Annotated in this window: 13 protein-coding genes; 8 read left to right on the forward strand and 5 right to left on the reverse strand. The window is 63.3% G+C overall.

The annotated features are described in order from the left end of the window. The first annotated feature begins 152 nt into the window (after positions 1 to 152). From OVA24_RS05125 to OVA24_RS05145, 5 genes are all read left to right on the forward strand, one after another. The gene (locus OVA24_RS05125) at positions 153 to 2,699 is read left to right on the forward strand and encodes an FG-GAP repeat domain-containing protein (protein ID WP_267674112.1); all 2,547 of its coding nucleotides are present in this window, start codon (positions 153 to 155) and stop codon (positions 2,697 to 2,699) included. Between the two features lie 129 nt (positions 2,700 to 2,828). After that, entirely contained in the window at positions 2,829 to 4,034 is a 1,206-nt protein-coding gene (locus OVA24_RS05130) for a hypothetical protein (RefSeq protein WP_267674113.1), read from the forward strand. Positions 4,035 to 4,191: 157 nt separating this feature from the next. Further along, on the forward strand, positions 4,192 to 5,517 hold the full coding sequence (locus OVA24_RS05135; protein ID WP_267674114.1) for an MFS transporter: 1,326 nt from the start codon (positions 4,192 to 4,194) through the stop codon (positions 5,515 to 5,517). A gap of 100 nt (positions 5,518 to 5,617) precedes the next feature. Further along, positions 5,618 to 6,724, forward strand: coding sequence for a formylglycine-generating enzyme family protein (locus OVA24_RS05140; RefSeq protein ID WP_267674115.1), 1,107 nt, complete (start codon positions 5,618 to 5,620; stop codon positions 6,722 to 6,724). 4 nt (positions 6,725 to 6,728) lie between these two features. Continuing rightward, entirely contained in the window at positions 6,729 to 7,676 is a 948-nt protein-coding gene (locus OVA24_RS05145; RefSeq protein WP_267674116.1) for an FAD:protein FMN transferase, read from the forward strand. Between the two features lie 229 nt (positions 7,677 to 7,905). Here the strand turns inward: OVA24_RS05145 and OVA24_RS05150 are convergent, their stop codons facing one another. Further along, the gene (locus tag OVA24_RS05150) at positions 7,906 to 8,763 is read right to left on the reverse strand and encodes a ThuA domain-containing protein (RefSeq protein WP_267674117.1); all 858 of its coding nucleotides are present in this window, start codon (positions 8,761 to 8,763) and stop codon (positions 7,906 to 7,908) included. A 103-nt stretch (positions 8,764 to 8,866) separates the two neighbouring features. Here OVA24_RS05150 and OVA24_RS05155 point away from each other — a divergent pair, with 103 nt between their 5' ends. Both OVA24_RS05155 and OVA24_RS05160 read left to right on the forward strand, forming a co-directional pair. Continuing rightward, a complete protein-coding gene (locus OVA24_RS05155; RefSeq protein ID WP_267674118.1) occupies positions 8,867 to 9,517 on the forward strand; it encodes an HAD family hydrolase in 651 nt (216 codons plus the stop codon). Between the two features lie 11 nt (positions 9,518 to 9,528). Next, positions 9,529 to 10,173, forward strand: a complete 645-nt coding sequence (locus OVA24_RS05160) for a TPM domain-containing protein (protein WP_267674119.1) — start codon at positions 9,529 to 9,531, stop codon at positions 10,171 to 10,173. 5 nt (positions 10,174 to 10,178) lie between these two features. Here the strand turns inward: OVA24_RS05160 and OVA24_RS05165 are convergent, their stop codons facing one another. The 3 genes from OVA24_RS05165 to OVA24_RS05175 all read right to left on the reverse strand — a co-directional run bounded on the left by OVA24_RS05165 (position 10,179) and on the right by OVA24_RS05175 (position 13,408). Beyond that, the gene (locus tag OVA24_RS05165) at positions 10,179 to 10,577 is read right to left on the reverse strand and encodes an NINE protein (RefSeq protein WP_267674120.1); all 399 of its coding nucleotides are present in this window, start codon (positions 10,575 to 10,577) and stop codon (positions 10,179 to 10,181) included. A gap of 63 nt (positions 10,578 to 10,640) precedes the next feature. Further along, complete coding sequence (locus OVA24_RS05170) at positions 10,641 to 12,083, reverse strand: phospholipase D-like domain-containing protein (RefSeq protein ID WP_267674121.1); 1,443 nt, start codon at positions 12,081 to 12,083, stop codon at positions 10,641 to 10,643. 44 nt (positions 12,084 to 12,127) lie between these two features. Further along, a complete protein-coding gene (locus OVA24_RS05175; protein ID WP_267674122.1) occupies positions 12,128 to 13,408 on the reverse strand; it encodes an AarF/UbiB family protein in 1,281 nt (426 codons plus the stop codon). A 268-nt stretch (positions 13,409 to 13,676) separates the two neighbouring features. On the opposite strand from OVA24_RS05175, the gene OVA24_RS05180 reads away from it, so the two are divergent. After that, positions 13,677 to 13,817: a hypothetical protein gene (locus OVA24_RS05180; RefSeq protein ID WP_267674124.1), complete on the forward strand. Its 141-nt coding sequence runs from the start codon at positions 13,677 to 13,679 to the stop codon at positions 13,815 to 13,817. A gap of 7 nt (positions 13,818 to 13,824) precedes the next feature. Here the strand turns inward: OVA24_RS05180 and OVA24_RS05185 are convergent, their stop codons facing one another. After that, a complete protein-coding gene (locus OVA24_RS05185) occupies positions 13,825 to 15,387 on the reverse strand; it encodes a bifunctional GNAT family N-acetyltransferase/carbon-nitrogen hydrolase family protein (protein ID WP_267674125.1) in 1,563 nt (520 codons plus the stop codon). Between the last annotated feature and the right edge of the window lie 9 nt (positions 15,388 to 15,396).

Genomic DNA, 15,396 nt, shown 5'->3' on the forward strand with positions numbered 1-15,396 from the left:
ATGCGGGCGGCGCAAGGCGACCAAATTTTGCGGAGAATCGATGACAATGAGTCATGGCAGCAGATCGCATGAGAGCATCTCCGTAGTTCTTTCGGACGATGGACGGGATAGCGGGATTGGGGGGAGTATCGGGTAACTTACCCCATCATCTGATGAAAAATACCTTGTTCGCATTGGCTGCGCTGATCCTTCCGCTTCACGGGCAGTTCCAGGTTGCATGGCAGGGGGACGCGCGGGGGACCACGGGGCTGGATGTCGCACTGGGGGATATCGATGGAGACGGAGATGTGGACGCCGTCCTGGCTCAGTTGCTCGATCCGTCGTTGGTCCTGGTGAATGACGGGACGGGCAAATTCACCTCCAGTTCCGTCATGGGAACCCTTCCGCTGGCGGCGGCCGGTGAGCTGGCGGATCTTGATGGGGACGGAGATCTTGATTTGTTTCTCGCGGGCAGCAGTCCTTGCCAGGTGTTCTGGAACGATGGAGCGGGGGTTTTCACCAACAGCGGCCAGAACGTCGGGGGATTCAATTCGCGCAGGTCGGTGGTAGTCGCGGACGTTGATGGCGATGGTGACCGGGATGCTGTCCTGCCCACGAATGGTGGGGGAGCATCGGAACTTTGGTTGAACAATGGAGCGGGTATTTTCTCCTTCGGCCAGACGCTCCCAGGTGACGCTGCGGCCACGAATGCAGCGGTCGTGGACGTCAACGGGGATGGGCGGCAGGATATCGTGCTGGCCTGCAACGGTCCCAACCTCATCTTCACCAACAACGGCGCCGGGAGCTTCGTCCAGAGTGCCCACACCATCGGGAGTGGCGCGACCTTCTGCATCGCATTCGCGGATTTTGACGGTGATGGTGATCAGGACGCGTTTGTCGCGGATGGCTTCAATCCCCCGTTCGAAGATGACAATGAAGTCTGGCTCAACGATGGGGCGGGTGTTTTCACCCGTACCGTGCAGGACCTCGGAACCCTCTATTCCTTCGATGTTCTCCCCGAGGACATTGACGGTGACGGCGACATGGATGTGATTGTCGGAAACAACATGAGCCAGCCGAACGAGATCTGGCTCAACAACGGGGCGGCATTGTTCACCCGCTCCGGCCATATCCTGGGACACATCAGGGCGATGAACCTTGCCATGGCGGACCTGGATGGTGACGGGGATAGCGACTGCTTCATCGCGGGCGGCAGTGATGCCAGCGAGGTGTGGAAGCGGGTTCCTTCGGCGGAAGGCGGGCCGTTCAAGGATTCCGGCCAGCGCATCGGTGGGACTGCGGTGAACTGCGTGGCGAAGGGGGACTTTGACGGTGACGGGGATCCCGACATCGCGCTGGGGACGGATTCGGCGGCGGTCCGCATCATGGAAAACACAGGCGGCAGCTTTTCGGAGCGCGGCATCCTTCCCCTCGGGTTTGACAACAACGCAAGAGGCATCGCGTGCGGTGATTTCAATGCCGACGGCCATCAGGATCTTTTCGCGGTGGGGACCGGGGATGGCGTGTCCAACAAGCTGTGGTTCGGTGATGGGAGCGGCCAGTTCACCGCATCATCCCAAACTCTTGGCGGGGAACCCGCCTATGCGGTGGCGGCGGCGGATATCGATGGTGATGGGGATCTGGATGCGGTGGTCGGGACCAGCCGCTTCGGGAATCCCAACATCCCGAACAAAATCCACCGCAACAACGGGGACGGGACATTCGTGGTCACCGACGGATTGGGCTCCGGAAAAACCCGCACGGTCGCTTTCGGATTCTTCAACAATGACGCCTTTCCGGATTTGGTCGTGGGGGACACCAACCAGCCTGCCACGGTGTGGTTCAACAACGGTTCCGGGACTTTTGCCAACAGCGGCCAGTCGCTGGCGAGCGGAGCGATCCGCAAGGCCGTCGTCGCGGATTTCAACGGCGACGGAAAGGATGACATCCTGTTCGCCATCGATGGCGGTGGAAGCAAGATCTGGTCCAACAACGGCTCCGGGACGTTCGTGGCCCATGGCCAGGATTTCAATGACTCCTCCGCCTCCACCGCGGCGGTCCTCGACTATGACGGTGACGGAGACCTGGATTTCTGGTTGGGCCGGGGTGGTGCCTTTGCTGCCGGAGACAGCCTTTTCCTGAACGACGGGACCGGGCTTTTCTCGCGGGTGAACCCCACTTTCACCGATCAGGCGACCACCGATGTGGTTGCAGGGGACTTCAACGGCGACGGAGCCGTGGATTTATTCGCTTCGAGTTACCGTGGGGATCACATCCTCTGGTCACAGGAGGTGAATGAGGTGCAGGCCTATGCAGCTTCATTCGGTCTCAGCGGGGATGACACTCTCCCTCTGGAGGATCCTGATGGTGACGGGGTCCTCAACTTCGAGGAGATGGCGTTCAACATGAACCCGAATCTGGCGGACAACCAGCGGATCGGCGATCTGGCCACCTCGACGAGAGGAACACCACGGTGCAGGATCGTGAAGCATGGCGCGACCTTCAAATTCATCGCGGAAACGATCTTCCGTTTCGACAGCGAGGAACTGGACTACCGCCTGCAGGTCAGCTCCGGGCTTGTGTTCGGTCCAGTTCCGTCCGGTGTGACGATGACCACCGCACCCCTGGACGCCAAATACCACAGAGCCACCTTTGAATACATTGTTCCCGGAAATCCCCCGAAGCAGTTCGGTCGCTTCCGGGTGATCTATTCGCCATGAAATCCATTCCTGGAGAGCAGGAAGCTTGGATGGATCGGGAGCCTCCTCCCACGATCGCGTGGGAAATTTGACCGTGCGGAGTCATGATGGATCCGGGATGATCGCGCGGACATGCCATCGAAGCGGATCATGAACCGGACACGAACCATCATCGGAATCGTCGTGGGCATTTTCCTGTCCCTGACGGGCGGGGTGTTTGCGAAGACATGGACGGACCGGTTCGGGCGGGCGTTCGAGGCGGAGTATGTGGAGATGGAGGGGGAGAAGGTGGTGCTGTCGTTGCCGGATGGGCGGACCTTCACGATGGCGGTGGCGGATCTTTCTGCGGCGGACCGGGCGGATCTGGTGAGGCAGCTCGCCACGTCGATGCCGATCCGCAGGCCGGGGGCGGGATCGGGGAGTGGCGGGCAGCCGGTGCCGCGGAACTTCGGTGCGCCGTGGCCGCGGGAGGTGCGGATGGATGGCGCCTCCTCGTGCAAGGTGGTGTTGGAGGACGCGAAGACCGGGCGCTATGTCTATGAAAGCCCGGGCTACCGGTTCACGGCGGATGCGCGGATCACGGATGACGCGCTGCGGAATTTCTCCGTGATGTTCGAGACCACGCGCCTGTATGCGCGGGCGCTGCCACTTTCCATGTCCGCCGGCGGGAGGGAGCGGAAACTGGACATCCTGCTGTTCGGGGAAATGCCAGCCTACATCCGGGCGGGTGGTCCTCCGGGATCCGCGGGATGCTATGTGCCGGCCAGGAACATCGTGATGGTGCCGATGGAAAGCCTTGGGCTGAAGAAAGGTGGGACGGGCTACAGCCTGGATGCGAGGGTTTCCAATCTGGTGCTGATCCATGAGCTGGCGCACCAGCTCACGCCGTTCGCTTATTATAGTCCCGGTGCCCGGGGGTGGTTCAGCGAGGGACTGGCGGAGTACATGGCGGCGACGCCGTATAGCTGGGGTTACTTCGCCCCGGACATCCACGGGAACTCGGTGAAGTCGTATGTCACTTCCACGGGGAATGGCGGACTGGGTGGGCGGAACCTGGGAACGCGGATCTCCGCGCCGCGGCTGCGCCATCTATTCCTGATGGACTACAGCGAGTTTTCCGGCGCGAACGCGGGGACCAACTACGCCCTGGGACTGCTGGTGACCCACTATTTTTTCCACATGGAGGGTGGGGGGAAGGGATTGAGGATGAGGGCATTCCTCGAGGGCCTGCAAAGCGGGGCGGCGGGGGAGGCGGCGGTGCAGTCGTTGCTCGGCGGAGGCACGTATGAAAAGCTGGAGAAGGAGATCTCCGCCGAGTGGGCGAAAAAAGGCGTGATCATCCAGTTCGGCGGATGAACGGCGGGGGTCTCCGGCTGATGGGAGGCGGGGCAATTGGCGGAATGCGGCGACTTTGGATGTTTTTCCGTGGTCCGCAGCCAATCGGGTTGTCTTCATCCGGGAGAGATGAACAATCCCCGGGATTCTCCGTAGAGAGAGCCAATCCGCACCCGATATGAATTCGAGCACATCCACCACCTTCCGGTTGTCCCTCATGATGTTCCTGCAGTTTTTCCTGTGGGGATCCTGGTTCGTCACCCTGGGGGCCTGTCTTGATGCGAATGGCATGGCGGGGGCGATCGCGGCGGCCTATGGCAGCGCGCCGATCGCGGCGATCATCGCGCCGTTGTTCCTCGGGCTGGTGGCGGACCGCTTCTTTTCGTCGGAAAGGGTGATGGGGGTACTCCTGCTGGTCGGTGGTGTCGCGATGTTCATGGTGCCCGGCCACCTGAAGGGTGGGGATGTGGAGGCCGTGAAGACGCTCTTTCTGGTCCACATGCTTTGTTACATGCCGACGTTGGCATTGGGGAACTCGATCGCTTTCGCCAGCATCAGTGATCAGAGCAAATTCCCCGCGCTGCGGGTCTGGGGGACCATCGGATGGATCGCCGCCGGGTTGATCACCGGGTTCCTCGGGTGGTCGAAGAGCCCCAACATGTTCCTCCTTGCGGGTGCATCCTCGGTGGCGCTGGGTGTGTTTTCGTTTTTCCTGCCGAACACGCCACCTCCGGCGAAGGGCCAGCCGCTCAACCTCGGCTCGCTCCTCATGGTGGATGCCTTCAAGCTTCTGGCGAAGCCCGCCTTCCTCGTTTTCATCATTTGTTCGACGCTGATCTGCATCCCGCTGGCCTACTACTATGGAACGACTTCCGTGTTCCTTTCGGACATGGGGTTCCGCCAGCCCGCGTCCTCGATGAGCATCGGGCAGATGTCCGAGATCATCTTCATGCTGCTGATTCCCTTTTTCTTCCGGAAGCTGGGGGTGAAGTGGATGATCCTCGTGGGAATGTTGGCGTGGGTCCTCCGGTATGTGCTGTTCGCGTTCGGGGCGCCGGATCAGGTGGTGTGGATGTTGTTCCTCGCGATCGCCCTTCATGGCATCTGCTATGATTTCTTCTTCGTGACGGGCTTCATCTATGCCGACAAGAAGGCTCCGGTCACAGTGCGCAGCCAGGTCCAGTCGATGCTGGTGTTCTTCACGCAGGGCGTCGGTATGTATTTCGGCTACAAGATCGCCGGGGCGAAGATGGCTTCGGATCTTTCCGCACACGGACCGCTCGCGGAAGCGATCACCACGGCCTCTCCGGTGGTGGAACTTTCCTTCGGCCAGCAGTTGGCGCGGATGTTCTCCGTGGGGCTGCCGCAGGTGGATGCGCGGCTTCTCAGCGAAGCATCCGGCCAGTGGAAGGCCTTCTGGCTTTTCCCGGCAGGGATGGCCGCCGTGGTCGCCGTGATCTTCTTCCTCGCGTTCTGGGACCGGAGTGCGGACGGAAACCAGTAGCTCCGGCATCCCGCGAGCCGCCGCTTCTGATAAATTCCGCGTTATTTTCCGTATCCTGCCCCACGATTTCCGTTTCCGAGACATCCTTTTTCCCAGATCCATGATCCGCACGTTTCCATTCATCGCCCTGTCCATTCTTCCCGCCGTCGCCGCGGAGCTTCCGCATCCGGACCTGTTGCCAACGACCAAAGCGATCCACGAAAAGATCGCGAAAAAGGCGGATGGGGATGCCGCCTCGATGAAGGCGTACACGGAGACGGCCACCCTGGCGGGAAATGCGACCTACGACCTGGTGCCGATCCCGGGCGGTGAGTTCACCATCGGTTCCCCGGCGTCCGAGGCGGGCCGCAAGGACGACGAAGGCCCGCAGCGGAAGCTGAAAGTGGAGCCGTTCTGGATGGGCAAGCTGGAGATCACCTGGGACATCTACCGTCCCTTCATGGAGAACGGAAAGAGCCGCAACAAGAACGGCTCGCTCAACCGGGACTCCAACATCATGACTCCGGAGGCTCCGACGGTGGGGGATGGCGAGACGCTGAACGACTCCATCACCCAGCCGACCCCGCCCTACATGCCCATGCACTTCGAGATGGGTGAAGGTTACTCGAAAGCCTACCCGGCCGTGGGCATGACCCACCACGCGGCGAACAAGTTCTGCGAATGGCTCAGCGAGCAGACCGGCCACTTCTACCGCCTGCCGACGGAGGCGGAGTGGGAGTATGCCTGCCGCGCCGGGACCACCACCGCCTACAGCTTCGGCGATGACGCGTCGAAACTCGGCGAGTACGCCTGGTTTGCGGAGAATTCGGAATACAGCTACCAGAAAGTCGGGACGAAGAAACCGAATGCCTGGGGCCTCCATGACATGCACGGCAACGTGTCCGAGCACGTGCTCGACCAATACCTGCCGGACGCCTACTCGAAGCTGAAGGACGGGGATGCCGCTTCCTTCGTCCCCGCGCCGAACCGCTATCCGACCGCCGTCCGCGGTGGCAACTGGGAGTCCGACAAGGTGGAACTCCTGCGCAGCGCCGCCCGCGTGGGGAGTGATCCGATGTGGAAGGTCATCGACCCCCAGATCCCCAAGTCCCTCTGGTATTTCACCAACGCTCCATTCCTCGGCTTCCGCATCGTGCGGCCGCTGAAGACGCCCACGGCGGAGGAAATGCACGCCTACTGGAACCAGGGTCCGGGGCCGACGGAGTGACGCCATGCCGACGCGCCGGAGAACCCTGCTCCTGATTGCCGCCGCGCTCGGGTTGCCCCGGGCGGGAGCCGCTCCGGAGGGCGGTTACCGGTTCCAGCGCGGCCTGATGGGCACGCGTTTCATGGTTACCTGTTACCATGAGGAAGGGGAGCTTGTGGGAAAGGCCGTGGCCGCCGCGTTCGCGGAGGCGGACAGGATCAACGAGGCCGCGTCCGACTACATCGCGGACAGCGAGTTGCTTTCCATCGGAAAGGTGCCGCCCGGCACGCCGGTGAGGGTATCCCCGCTGCTGTTCGGCCTGCTGGAGGAAGCGTGGGCGCAGGCGGAGAAGACCGGTGGCCTGTTCGACCCCACCGTCGGCCCACTGACCCGGTTGTGGAGGGAATCCCGCCGGAGGAAGGCGCTGCCGGATGCCGCAACCCTGGCGAAGGCAAAGGCTGCCATCGGTTGGAAGAAGCTGGTGCTGGATCCCGCGGAATCGACCGCCACCTTCACCGTGCCGGACATGCGGCTGGATCTGGGAGGAATCGCGAAGGGGCAGGCGGCGGATCGGATGCTGGCGATTTTAGGGAAACATGGAGTGCCGTGCAGTTCCGTCACCGCCGGCGGGGATGTCCGGATGGGGGATCCACCTCCCGGGAAGGAGGGATGGAACATCGGCGTCCGCAACCGGGACGTGGACCGGAATGCGGCGGAACTGGTCCTGCGGAACAAGGCGGTGTCCACCTCAGGGGATCTCCGCCAGTTCATCGAGATCGGGGGCGTGCGCTACTCCCATATCGTGGACCCGGCCACCGGACTCGGCCTGACGAGACCGGTGTCAGCGACGATCATCGCCGTGAACGCCGCCACCAGCGACGCGCTGGCCACGGCCTGTTGCATCGCGGACCGGGAGACGGGGAGGAAGCTCGCGGCCGCGCAGGGGGCGGAGGTTTTCCTCGCAGAAGGTTAGAGCTGGAGGGGGATCCGGGAGATATTCCGGAAGTCTGGGAGTTATCTGAAACCTGTGGGCATGGCTGGATTTTACCATGTCATGACACATAAAAAGAAGCGATCCGTCTGACTTGCTCCGAGGAAAAACCCTTAACCTGGAGCCGTCAGGCGGACCGCCTTCTTTGTCTTGCGACAGGCGATATTACGCCGGTCGGGAGATGTTATTTCATCTCTTTCTTATTTTTTATTTATTTTTTCACCGCTTCGTAACCGGGGAGCGGCTTGCCGTTTTCATCGAGCTTTCCGGTGACCCACAGCAGTCCGCGGGTGATCAGGTCGAGATAGCGGGCGTCCTGGATGGTGGTGTTGTTATGGCCGATGGTGGTGCCGAACACTTTCGTCTTCTTCGGCCCGTAGATGTTGGTCCAGGCGACCACGGCGTGGTTCTTTCCGGGTTGGTCACCGGCGTCCTGCTTGCCCTCGATGAGCGGGTGGGCGTCCGGCCAGTTCTTGAAGTTGCCCTCGATGCCGTGGACGTTGTTGTAGAGTTCCTCCTTTTCGGTGGTCCAGTCCTCCATCCCGACGGTGATCGGATGCTTTTTGTCCACGAAGCTGAGGGCGATGGGTTTCTGCGGGCCGTGGCCGGAGGACTGGAGGCCCAGGATGTTGAACCAACCCGCTTGCGGGGCGTCCGGTTTCATCGGGCTCTGGAACGGGCCGCTGCGGTAGGAGTGCATCGCACAGTGGAGTGCCACCATCGGGAGACCTTCCTTGTGGGCGTTGAAGATGTTGTCGAGATAGGGCTGGTCCTTCACATCGGCGCAGCATTCGTCATGGATGACCACGTCGAACGGCTTGCCCCAGTCGGCTTTCTCATAGATCGGAAATTTGCCTTTGGTGCCCTTGTCGGGGGAATACTCGATCTGCACATCGACATTGGCGCGGGCGGAGATGCCGTCCGAGAGAAGGTACTGTTGCTTCGCATAGTCATGGCAGCAGCCGCCGAGGACGAGCAGGACTTTCAGCGGCTTGGCGGGTTCGGCAGCCTGGAGCCCGGAAAGGGATGCCAGGGTGGCGAACGCGATCATCTTGAGTTTCTTGGTCATGGGGATGTGATGGAGAGGCTGCGCTACGGGGCACCCGCGGGCGATCTTTCTCCGGGGGATAATGTGCTTCCGGAGCCGGGTGTTACCCCGCACCATGGATTGCATGAAACAAGGTCTCCTTTTCGATCTGGATGGCACCCTGGTGGACTCCCTGCCGGGCATCACCGCGTCGCTGAACCATGCCCTGGCCGGAATGGGATTCGCCACCCACGGCAGCCTGGAAGTCCGGCGGTTCATCGGCAACGGATCATGGGTGCTGGCGAAGCGGGCGGCACCGCAGGACTCCCCGGACGAAGCCATCGCGGCCATCGAGCTGGCGTTCAAGGCGCACTACGACCTGCACTGGCAGGACGGGACGGAGCCATTTCCGGGAGTGCCGGAGGTGCTGGCGGAACTCCGGGCGAAGGGCCACCCGATGGCGGTGCTGTCGAACAAGCCGCACCCGTTCACCACCGTCATCGTGGAGCGGTTGTTTCCCGGCATCCGCTTTGACGCGGTGGTCGGGCAGAAGGAGGGCATCCCGCACAAGCCGGATCCGGCGGGGGCGCTGGAGATCGTCCGGACTTTCGGGCTGCCACCGGAGGACTGCATATTGGTCGGGGACTCGACCATCGACCTGGAGACGGCCCGGAATGCGGGCATCCAGTCCATTGCCGTAACGTGGGGCTATCATGACCGCGCGCCATTGCTGGAGGGCGTGCCGGGTGCGGTGGTGGATGAGGTTTCCGGGTTGCCGGATGCGATCCATGGCTGACGTTCGGTACCATGCGCATTTCCCATCCCGGAAAAATCCTGTCAGCCGTTGTTGCGGTGTTCCTGGCCATGGCCGGGCATGCGCTTTCCGCTCCGCCGCCGCCCAGCCCGCTGCCGCGCTACGTCCATGACGATGCCGGGTGGCTGGGGGCGCACAGTTACTCCGCGCTGGACCTGAGGCTGGACCGGCTGGAGAGGAAGACCGGCTGGAAGCTGCTGGTGGCCATCCTTCCCGGGCTCCCGGAAGGGGAGGATGCCGCGGATTTCACGCGGCGGATGTTCGACGGATGGCTGCCGGGACCGGAAAGACAGGAGCGGGCGATGCTGCTGGCAGCCTGTGATGACCGGACCATTCGTATCCTGGCGGGGAGTGCTGCTTCACTCCGTCTGCCGGAGGCTGAGCGGGCGCGGGTGGTTTCGGAGATGCTCGCCGTAGTGGCGGACGATGGCCGGGAAGCGGCCATCGAGGGAGGTGTGGAGTCGATCATTTCCATCTTGGGTCGTCCGCCTGTCCCTGCTCCCACAGGCGGAGGAACGACGGGCGGGGCCACCTCTGCGGGAATGTCCCGCAACGGCTGGACCATCGTTGCCATTTCCTCCCTGATGGTGGTCTGGATCATCGTGCGGACCCTCGTCTCCCGGCGGGCGCGCCGGTAGTTTGATCAGGCCGCCCGGTTGCGCTCGTCCACCTGGCTGTTCAGCGTGCAGAAGTCATAGAGCCAGCCGATGCCGAAAAGGCCGAGCGTGAGCAGCCAGATGACGCCGCTGACGATCTTTCCCAGGTAGAACCGGTGGATGCCGAAGGTTCCCAGGAAGGTCTGGAGGATCCAAGCGACCGAGTAGTCATAGCGCCCTGCGGTGAAACGGCGGTCCGCCTGCCGGTCCATGGAGGGGATGAGGAACAGGTCGATGATCCAGCCGATGCCCAGCAAGCCGAAGGTGAAGAACCAGATCACTCCGGTCACGGGCTTTCCGTAGTAGAAACGGTGCGCACCTGTGAAACCGAAAAGCCAGGTCAGGTAGCCGATCGTTTTGCTGTGGGTGTCCCCGCGTGTCGTCATGCGGGGATAGATGCCGTGGAATCCGCTGCTCCGCCATTTGAAACTGAGGTCAAGTTTGTAGGCTCAAAGCTGGTCCGCGATGGCCTCCGCGATGGGCGCGATGGGGGACTGCGTCTGGCTGAGTTTGCGGCGCGGGGAGATGCGGAAGTCGGGCAGGAAGACCTTGTCGATGAGTTCCTGCACCTCTCCCGGGTCGCGGAAGGCGATGTTCAGCTCGCGGTTGATGCGCATGCTGAGCGTGTCCAGGTTCGCGGATCCGACGCAGGCCCAGTCGTCGCAGATCATCACCTTCATGTGGGTCATGAGAGGGTAGTTGTAGACCTTCCCCCCGGCTTCGATGAGGCGCCGGGCGACGTCGATGTTGGCGACGTCCATGATGGTGGAGTCGCCGCGCGCCGGCAGGATCATGCGGACATCGACACCGCGGCGGGCGGCTTCCTCAATGGCCATGGTGATGTCGTCATGGGCGACGTAGGGGTTCTGGATCCAGATCCGCTTCTGCGCCGCGCGGATGCCCATGAGGGTGGCCTTGAGAATCTCGTAGCGGCCCTCCGCCGGATCCGTGCGCAGGATGCGGATGGGGGCTCCATCACCCACCGGTGGAACGCGTTGGGTGAATCTGGGCGGGCGCAGCAGGCCGAAGTCGCCGAACGGGCCGGCCTTCCGCCAGGTGCGGTTGTAGTCGCGCTGGAAGTCCGCGACGATGGGTCCTTCGATGCGGATCATCAGGTCATGCCACTCGTTGTAGTATTCGCGGCCGATGTTCATGCCGCCGATGTAGGCGACGCGGTTGTCCACCAGGATGAGCTTCGAGTGGTCCGCCACCAGCCAGGGGTTGAGGGTGCGGCGCACCTCCAGTTCCGATCCTGACCGGAGGTAGAGTGGCATGTTGGCTGGAGGGGTGAATCCCTTCGGCGCGGGAGTCTCCGGCGGGGAGGTCTGGGCGAAGGAGCTGCCCATGTCGTCGAACATCACGCGGACCTCCACGTCCTTGGAACGTTCCTTGAGCTTGTCCGCGTAGCGGACGGCGATGTCGTCGTTGTCGAAGATATAGACCTGCAGGTCCACCGAGTTCCTCGCGGCGGCGATCTCGCGGTCGAGGTCGGGGAAGAACCGTTTGCCATCGACCAGCCATGTCAGCTTTCCGGACTTCGCCTTCGGGATGTTCGATTCGTCGAGGAGTTTCTCGAACGCCATGGTGCCCGGCTTTTCCTCAGGCGGTGGGGTGAGGGCCAGCTTCAGCGGCACGCTCACATTCGCGGAGACGATCTCACGCGGACGGTGCCAGAGGACGGAGACGCCCAGCGTCGCGGTGGTGACCGGCTGCCGGATGGCGCTGACGGCGGTTCCGCGGAAAAGCCCCATGCCCAGGTTCCCCGCGCCGGTGAGGAGGTCGGTGGCCTGGGGGCGTTGTTCGGTGGAATTGCGGGCGTTCCGTGAAAGATGGGAGCAGGAGCCGACAAGCAGGCAGCAGGTGGCGGGGAGGAGGAGGCGGGCGAGAGGCATGCAGGGTGATGGAAAGAATAGGGGATCCGCCGGGTGCCGTCAAATCAGGCGGCGGATGTGGAATGGAACGGGACGGTGTTCTCCCGGATCTGCTCCATCTGCTCCGCGATGTGCGCGGCGATGAACCGTTCCGTGTCAAAGTGTGGGTGGATGGCCTCCGCGCTCATGCGGAGATTCCCGAACAGGTCGGCAATGCGGCAGATGGCCATGGGGAATGGCCTGCCTGCGGTGGCGGATGCCTTTGCCACGGCCCGGAGACGTTCCTTGAGGTTTTCTTCCGCCAGGGCTTCCGTGATGGCTGCGGAGAATGCGGCGGCATCCGGGACGGTATCATCACCGTGGGGACGGCCAAGGCGCAGCGAAGCTTCCCGTACGGCCTGTGGGTCCCGCGAGCAAAGCGCGTGGAGCAGAAAGCAGAACACCGGGCGTGTGGCGGACCCGAGTTTCAGGGTTCCCCCTGCTTCCGTGATGACGAGTTCACCATCCCCGGTGAGCAGCAGATTTTCAAGATGCGGCTGGGGGTGGACCAGTCCATGGACGACGATCTGGTCGAGGTAGCCTCCGAGAAGCTGTTCCGCCAGGTCCCTGGAGTGCCCGGTGGATCTCGGCGGGGTCTCCCACACCTCCGTCCCGTCGATGGACTCGGTGGTGAGCACCCGTCCGGAACAGAACTCCGGCACGGGCAGGGGGACGCGGAGGCGGGAGTAGCCGTTGAGTTTTTCCCGGAGTTCCTGGAGGGACGTTTCCTCATGGCGGTAGTCCAGTTCCCGGAGGGTGGTGATGCGCAGGCGGTCCACAAAGCGTGAGAACCGGTGGAGGCCGCCACGGCCGGAAGGGTCATCGATGAAGGCGGCGATCTCCGCCAGAGTGTCCAGATCCCGGACGATGCGCTGGCGGGCCTTCGGGCGCTGCACCCTCACGGACACCCGGCGGCCGTCGTGCAGGGTTGCGAGGTGGACCTGCCCCGCGCCGGAGAAGCGGTGGGGCACGGGGTGGAAGGAGGCGAAGGCACGGAGCGCCTTTTTCCCGATCTCATCCTCCAGCACCTTGTCGATGACCTCCATGGACTCCGCCTCGCCGTCCTCATCCCGGCAGCGGGACTCGTCCAGCTTGGCGAAGGCGCCCAGGATCTCCGGCGGCAGCAGGTCGCCGCGGAGCGCCAGCAGGCGGCAGGCCCGGGCAAAGGGAGCGCCCAGGTTTTCAAGGTCATCCGCGAGGGCCTTTGCCGCCCGCTCATCCGGAGGGGCGTTGCGCAGGGGTGCGTGTTTGAGGAAGAGGAGGGTGATACGCTTATGGCGATCGAAGGGAGTTGCGGTCGAGTTCACGGCTGGCTGGCTGTTGGAACCTGGTTCGGGACATGGGACGGGGCCGTTTATCCTCGCTCGCCGCGTGCCATTCCGGGACATTCCAGATTCCATTGGGGGAGAATGCCTTTGCCCGGAGACAGATGACCGGGCGGTTGGCAAAACGCACTCCTGCGGGGGCGAAGCGCGTCTTTTGCATGCCTCAATCGCATCGGATGCCGTTGAATCCGTATGGAATGCGGACTGCGGAATGGTTGGGTGGCGGAATCAACCCACCGCCCCTGAACCCATGAAAATGACGACCTCACCCACCCGGGGAACCCGGGGCTGGAAAATGGAATCCGGCAAGATCGGATGGATCCTCCTGTGGCTCATCGGCGTGCCGATCCCGGTGCTGCTGGTGCTCTTCCTCCTGCGGGGCTGCACGTGAGGTACCGTCAGGGCGCGTCGTCGGAGACCAGGTTGACCCTCAGTTCGAAAAGGTCCCGGCGGCGGTCCATCAGTGGCGTGACCGACCCGGCCTCGCGGCTGCGGTAGAGGTCGGTGATGTCCAGGTCGGTGACCAGCATGGTCTCCACGTTGGGGTCCGCCTCCGCCTGGATGCCGTCGCGCGCGAATTCGAAGTCCGAGGGGGTGAAAACGGCGGCGCGTCCGTAGTGGATGTCCATGGCCGGGACGTCCGGCAGGTTTCCGACCACTCCGGTGGTGACCACGTAGATCTGGTTCTCGATGGCGCGTGCGGCGGCGCACTTCGTCACGCGCAGGTAGCCCTGGCGGTTGTCCGTGCAGTAGGGGACGAAGAGGATCTCGACGCCCTGCTCCGCGAGGTAGCGGGCGGCTTCCGGGAACTCGACGTCGTAGCAGATGAGGATGCCGATCTTCGCCTTCGGTGTCTGGATGACGAGGAGGGAGCGGCCGCCGTTGATGCCCCACCAAGTCCGCTCCGAGGGAGTGATGTGGAGCTTCGGCTGGGAGACGAAGGTGCCGTCCGGGCGGAACATCATGGCCTCGTTCTGGAGGGATCCGTCCGGCTGCAGGACCGGATGGGAACCGGCGATGAGGTGGAGGCCCTGCTGGCGGGCGAGGGTGGACATCAGCTCGCGGAACTGCGGGGTCAGGTCCGCGAGGCGACGGATGCCCTCGCGGGAGCCGGTGGGGTCCATGGCGGAGAGGAGCTGTACGGAGAAGAACTCCGGGAACAGGACGTAGTCCGCGCCGTAGTCCTCCCCCGCCGTCTCCACGAAGTAGCGGACCTGCTCCGCGAAGTCGTCGAAGCTGTTGATCTTCCGCATCGAGTACTGGACGCAGGCGACGCGCACCTTGCGGTCCTCTCCTTCCGGAGGCTGGCGGTAGTGTGGGTTGAGCCACTCGATGAGGGTCGCGTAGTTCCTGCTGCGCGGGTCGCGGATGTAGTTGGGCATCACGTCGCGGACGACGAATCCCTCGCTGAGCTGGAAGCCCATGACCGGGTCCCGGACGATGCCGTCCTGGACGGCGTGGACGTATTCCTCCGGGGTGTATTTCGCCGCATACTGCTCATAGGCCCACAGCCGTCCCCCGGCGAGGATGCGGCGCAGGTTCAGCCGCTTGCAGAGTTCCCGGCGGAGTCCGTAGAGGATCGCGCCGATGCCCTGGCGGCGGCATGCGGGGTCCACATAGACCTCCGCGCCGTAGAGGGTGTCACCCTTGGGATCGTGGTTGTAGAAATAGCCATCGTCCGTGATGCCGTAGTAGGTGTGATGGCGGAGCGGGTCACGGCCCATGGTCACGATCAGGCTGGAGGAGACACCGATGATTTCCCCATCCCGCTCCACGATCACCTGCCCGTCTTCGAAGACCTTCAGGTGGGACCGGAGCTGGTCCTCCCGCCATGCTTCGTCCGTTCCCATGCTGGGCGGGAAGCAACTGCGGTGGAGCCGGATCATCGCGGGGATGTCCGCGACCTTCGGGGTGCGGGCGGTGACGGCTCCTGCAGGGTGGTGGATGGTGCGGGGTTCCATGGGCGGCGG

Source organism: Luteolibacter sp. SL250, assembly GCF_026625605.1.
Classification (GTDB): domain Bacteria; phylum Verrucomicrobiota; class Verrucomicrobiia; order Verrucomicrobiales; family Akkermansiaceae; genus Luteolibacter.

Excerpts from the sequence above, each read along its gene's own strand:
- OVA24_RS05125 (WP_267674112.1), top strand. The coding sequence starts at position 153 with ATGAAAAATACCTTGTTCGCATTGGCTGCGCTGATCCTTCCGCTTCAC.
- OVA24_RS05130 (WP_267674113.1), top strand. The coding sequence starts at position 2,829 with ATGAACCGGACACGAACCATCATCGGAATCGTCGTGGGCATTTTCCTG.
- OVA24_RS05135 (WP_267674114.1), top strand. The coding sequence starts at position 4,192 with ATGAATTCGAGCACATCCACCACCTTCCGGTTGTCCCTCATGATGTTC.
- OVA24_RS05140 (WP_267674115.1), top strand. The coding sequence starts at position 5,618 with ATGATCCGCACGTTTCCATTCATCGCCCTGTCCATTCTTCCCGCCGTC.
- OVA24_RS05145 (WP_267674116.1), top strand. The coding sequence starts at position 6,729 with ATGCCGACGCGCCGGAGAACCCTGCTCCTGATTGCCGCCGCGCTCGGG.
- OVA24_RS05150 (WP_267674117.1), bottom strand. The coding sequence starts at position 8,763 with ATGACCAAGAAACTCAAGATGATCGCGTTCGCCACCCTGGCATCCCTT.
- OVA24_RS05155 (WP_267674118.1), top strand. The coding sequence starts at position 8,867 with ATGAAACAAGGTCTCCTTTTCGATCTGGATGGCACCCTGGTGGACTCC.
- OVA24_RS05160 (WP_267674119.1), top strand. The coding sequence starts at position 9,529 with ATGCGCATTTCCCATCCCGGAAAAATCCTGTCAGCCGTTGTTGCGGTG.
- OVA24_RS05165 (WP_267674120.1), bottom strand. The coding sequence starts at position 10,577 with ATGACGACACGCGGGGACACCCACAGCAAAACGATCGGCTACCTGACC.
- OVA24_RS05170 (WP_267674121.1), bottom strand. The coding sequence starts at position 12,083 with ATGCCTCTCGCCCGCCTCCTCCTCCCCGCCACCTGCTGCCTGCTTGTC.
- OVA24_RS05180 (WP_267674124.1), top strand. The coding sequence starts at position 13,677 with ATGAAAATGACGACCTCACCCACCCGGGGAACCCGGGGCTGGAAAATG.
- OVA24_RS05185 (WP_267674125.1), bottom strand. The coding sequence starts at position 15,387 with ATGGAACCCCGCACCATCCACCACCCTGCAGGAGCCGTCACCGCCCGC.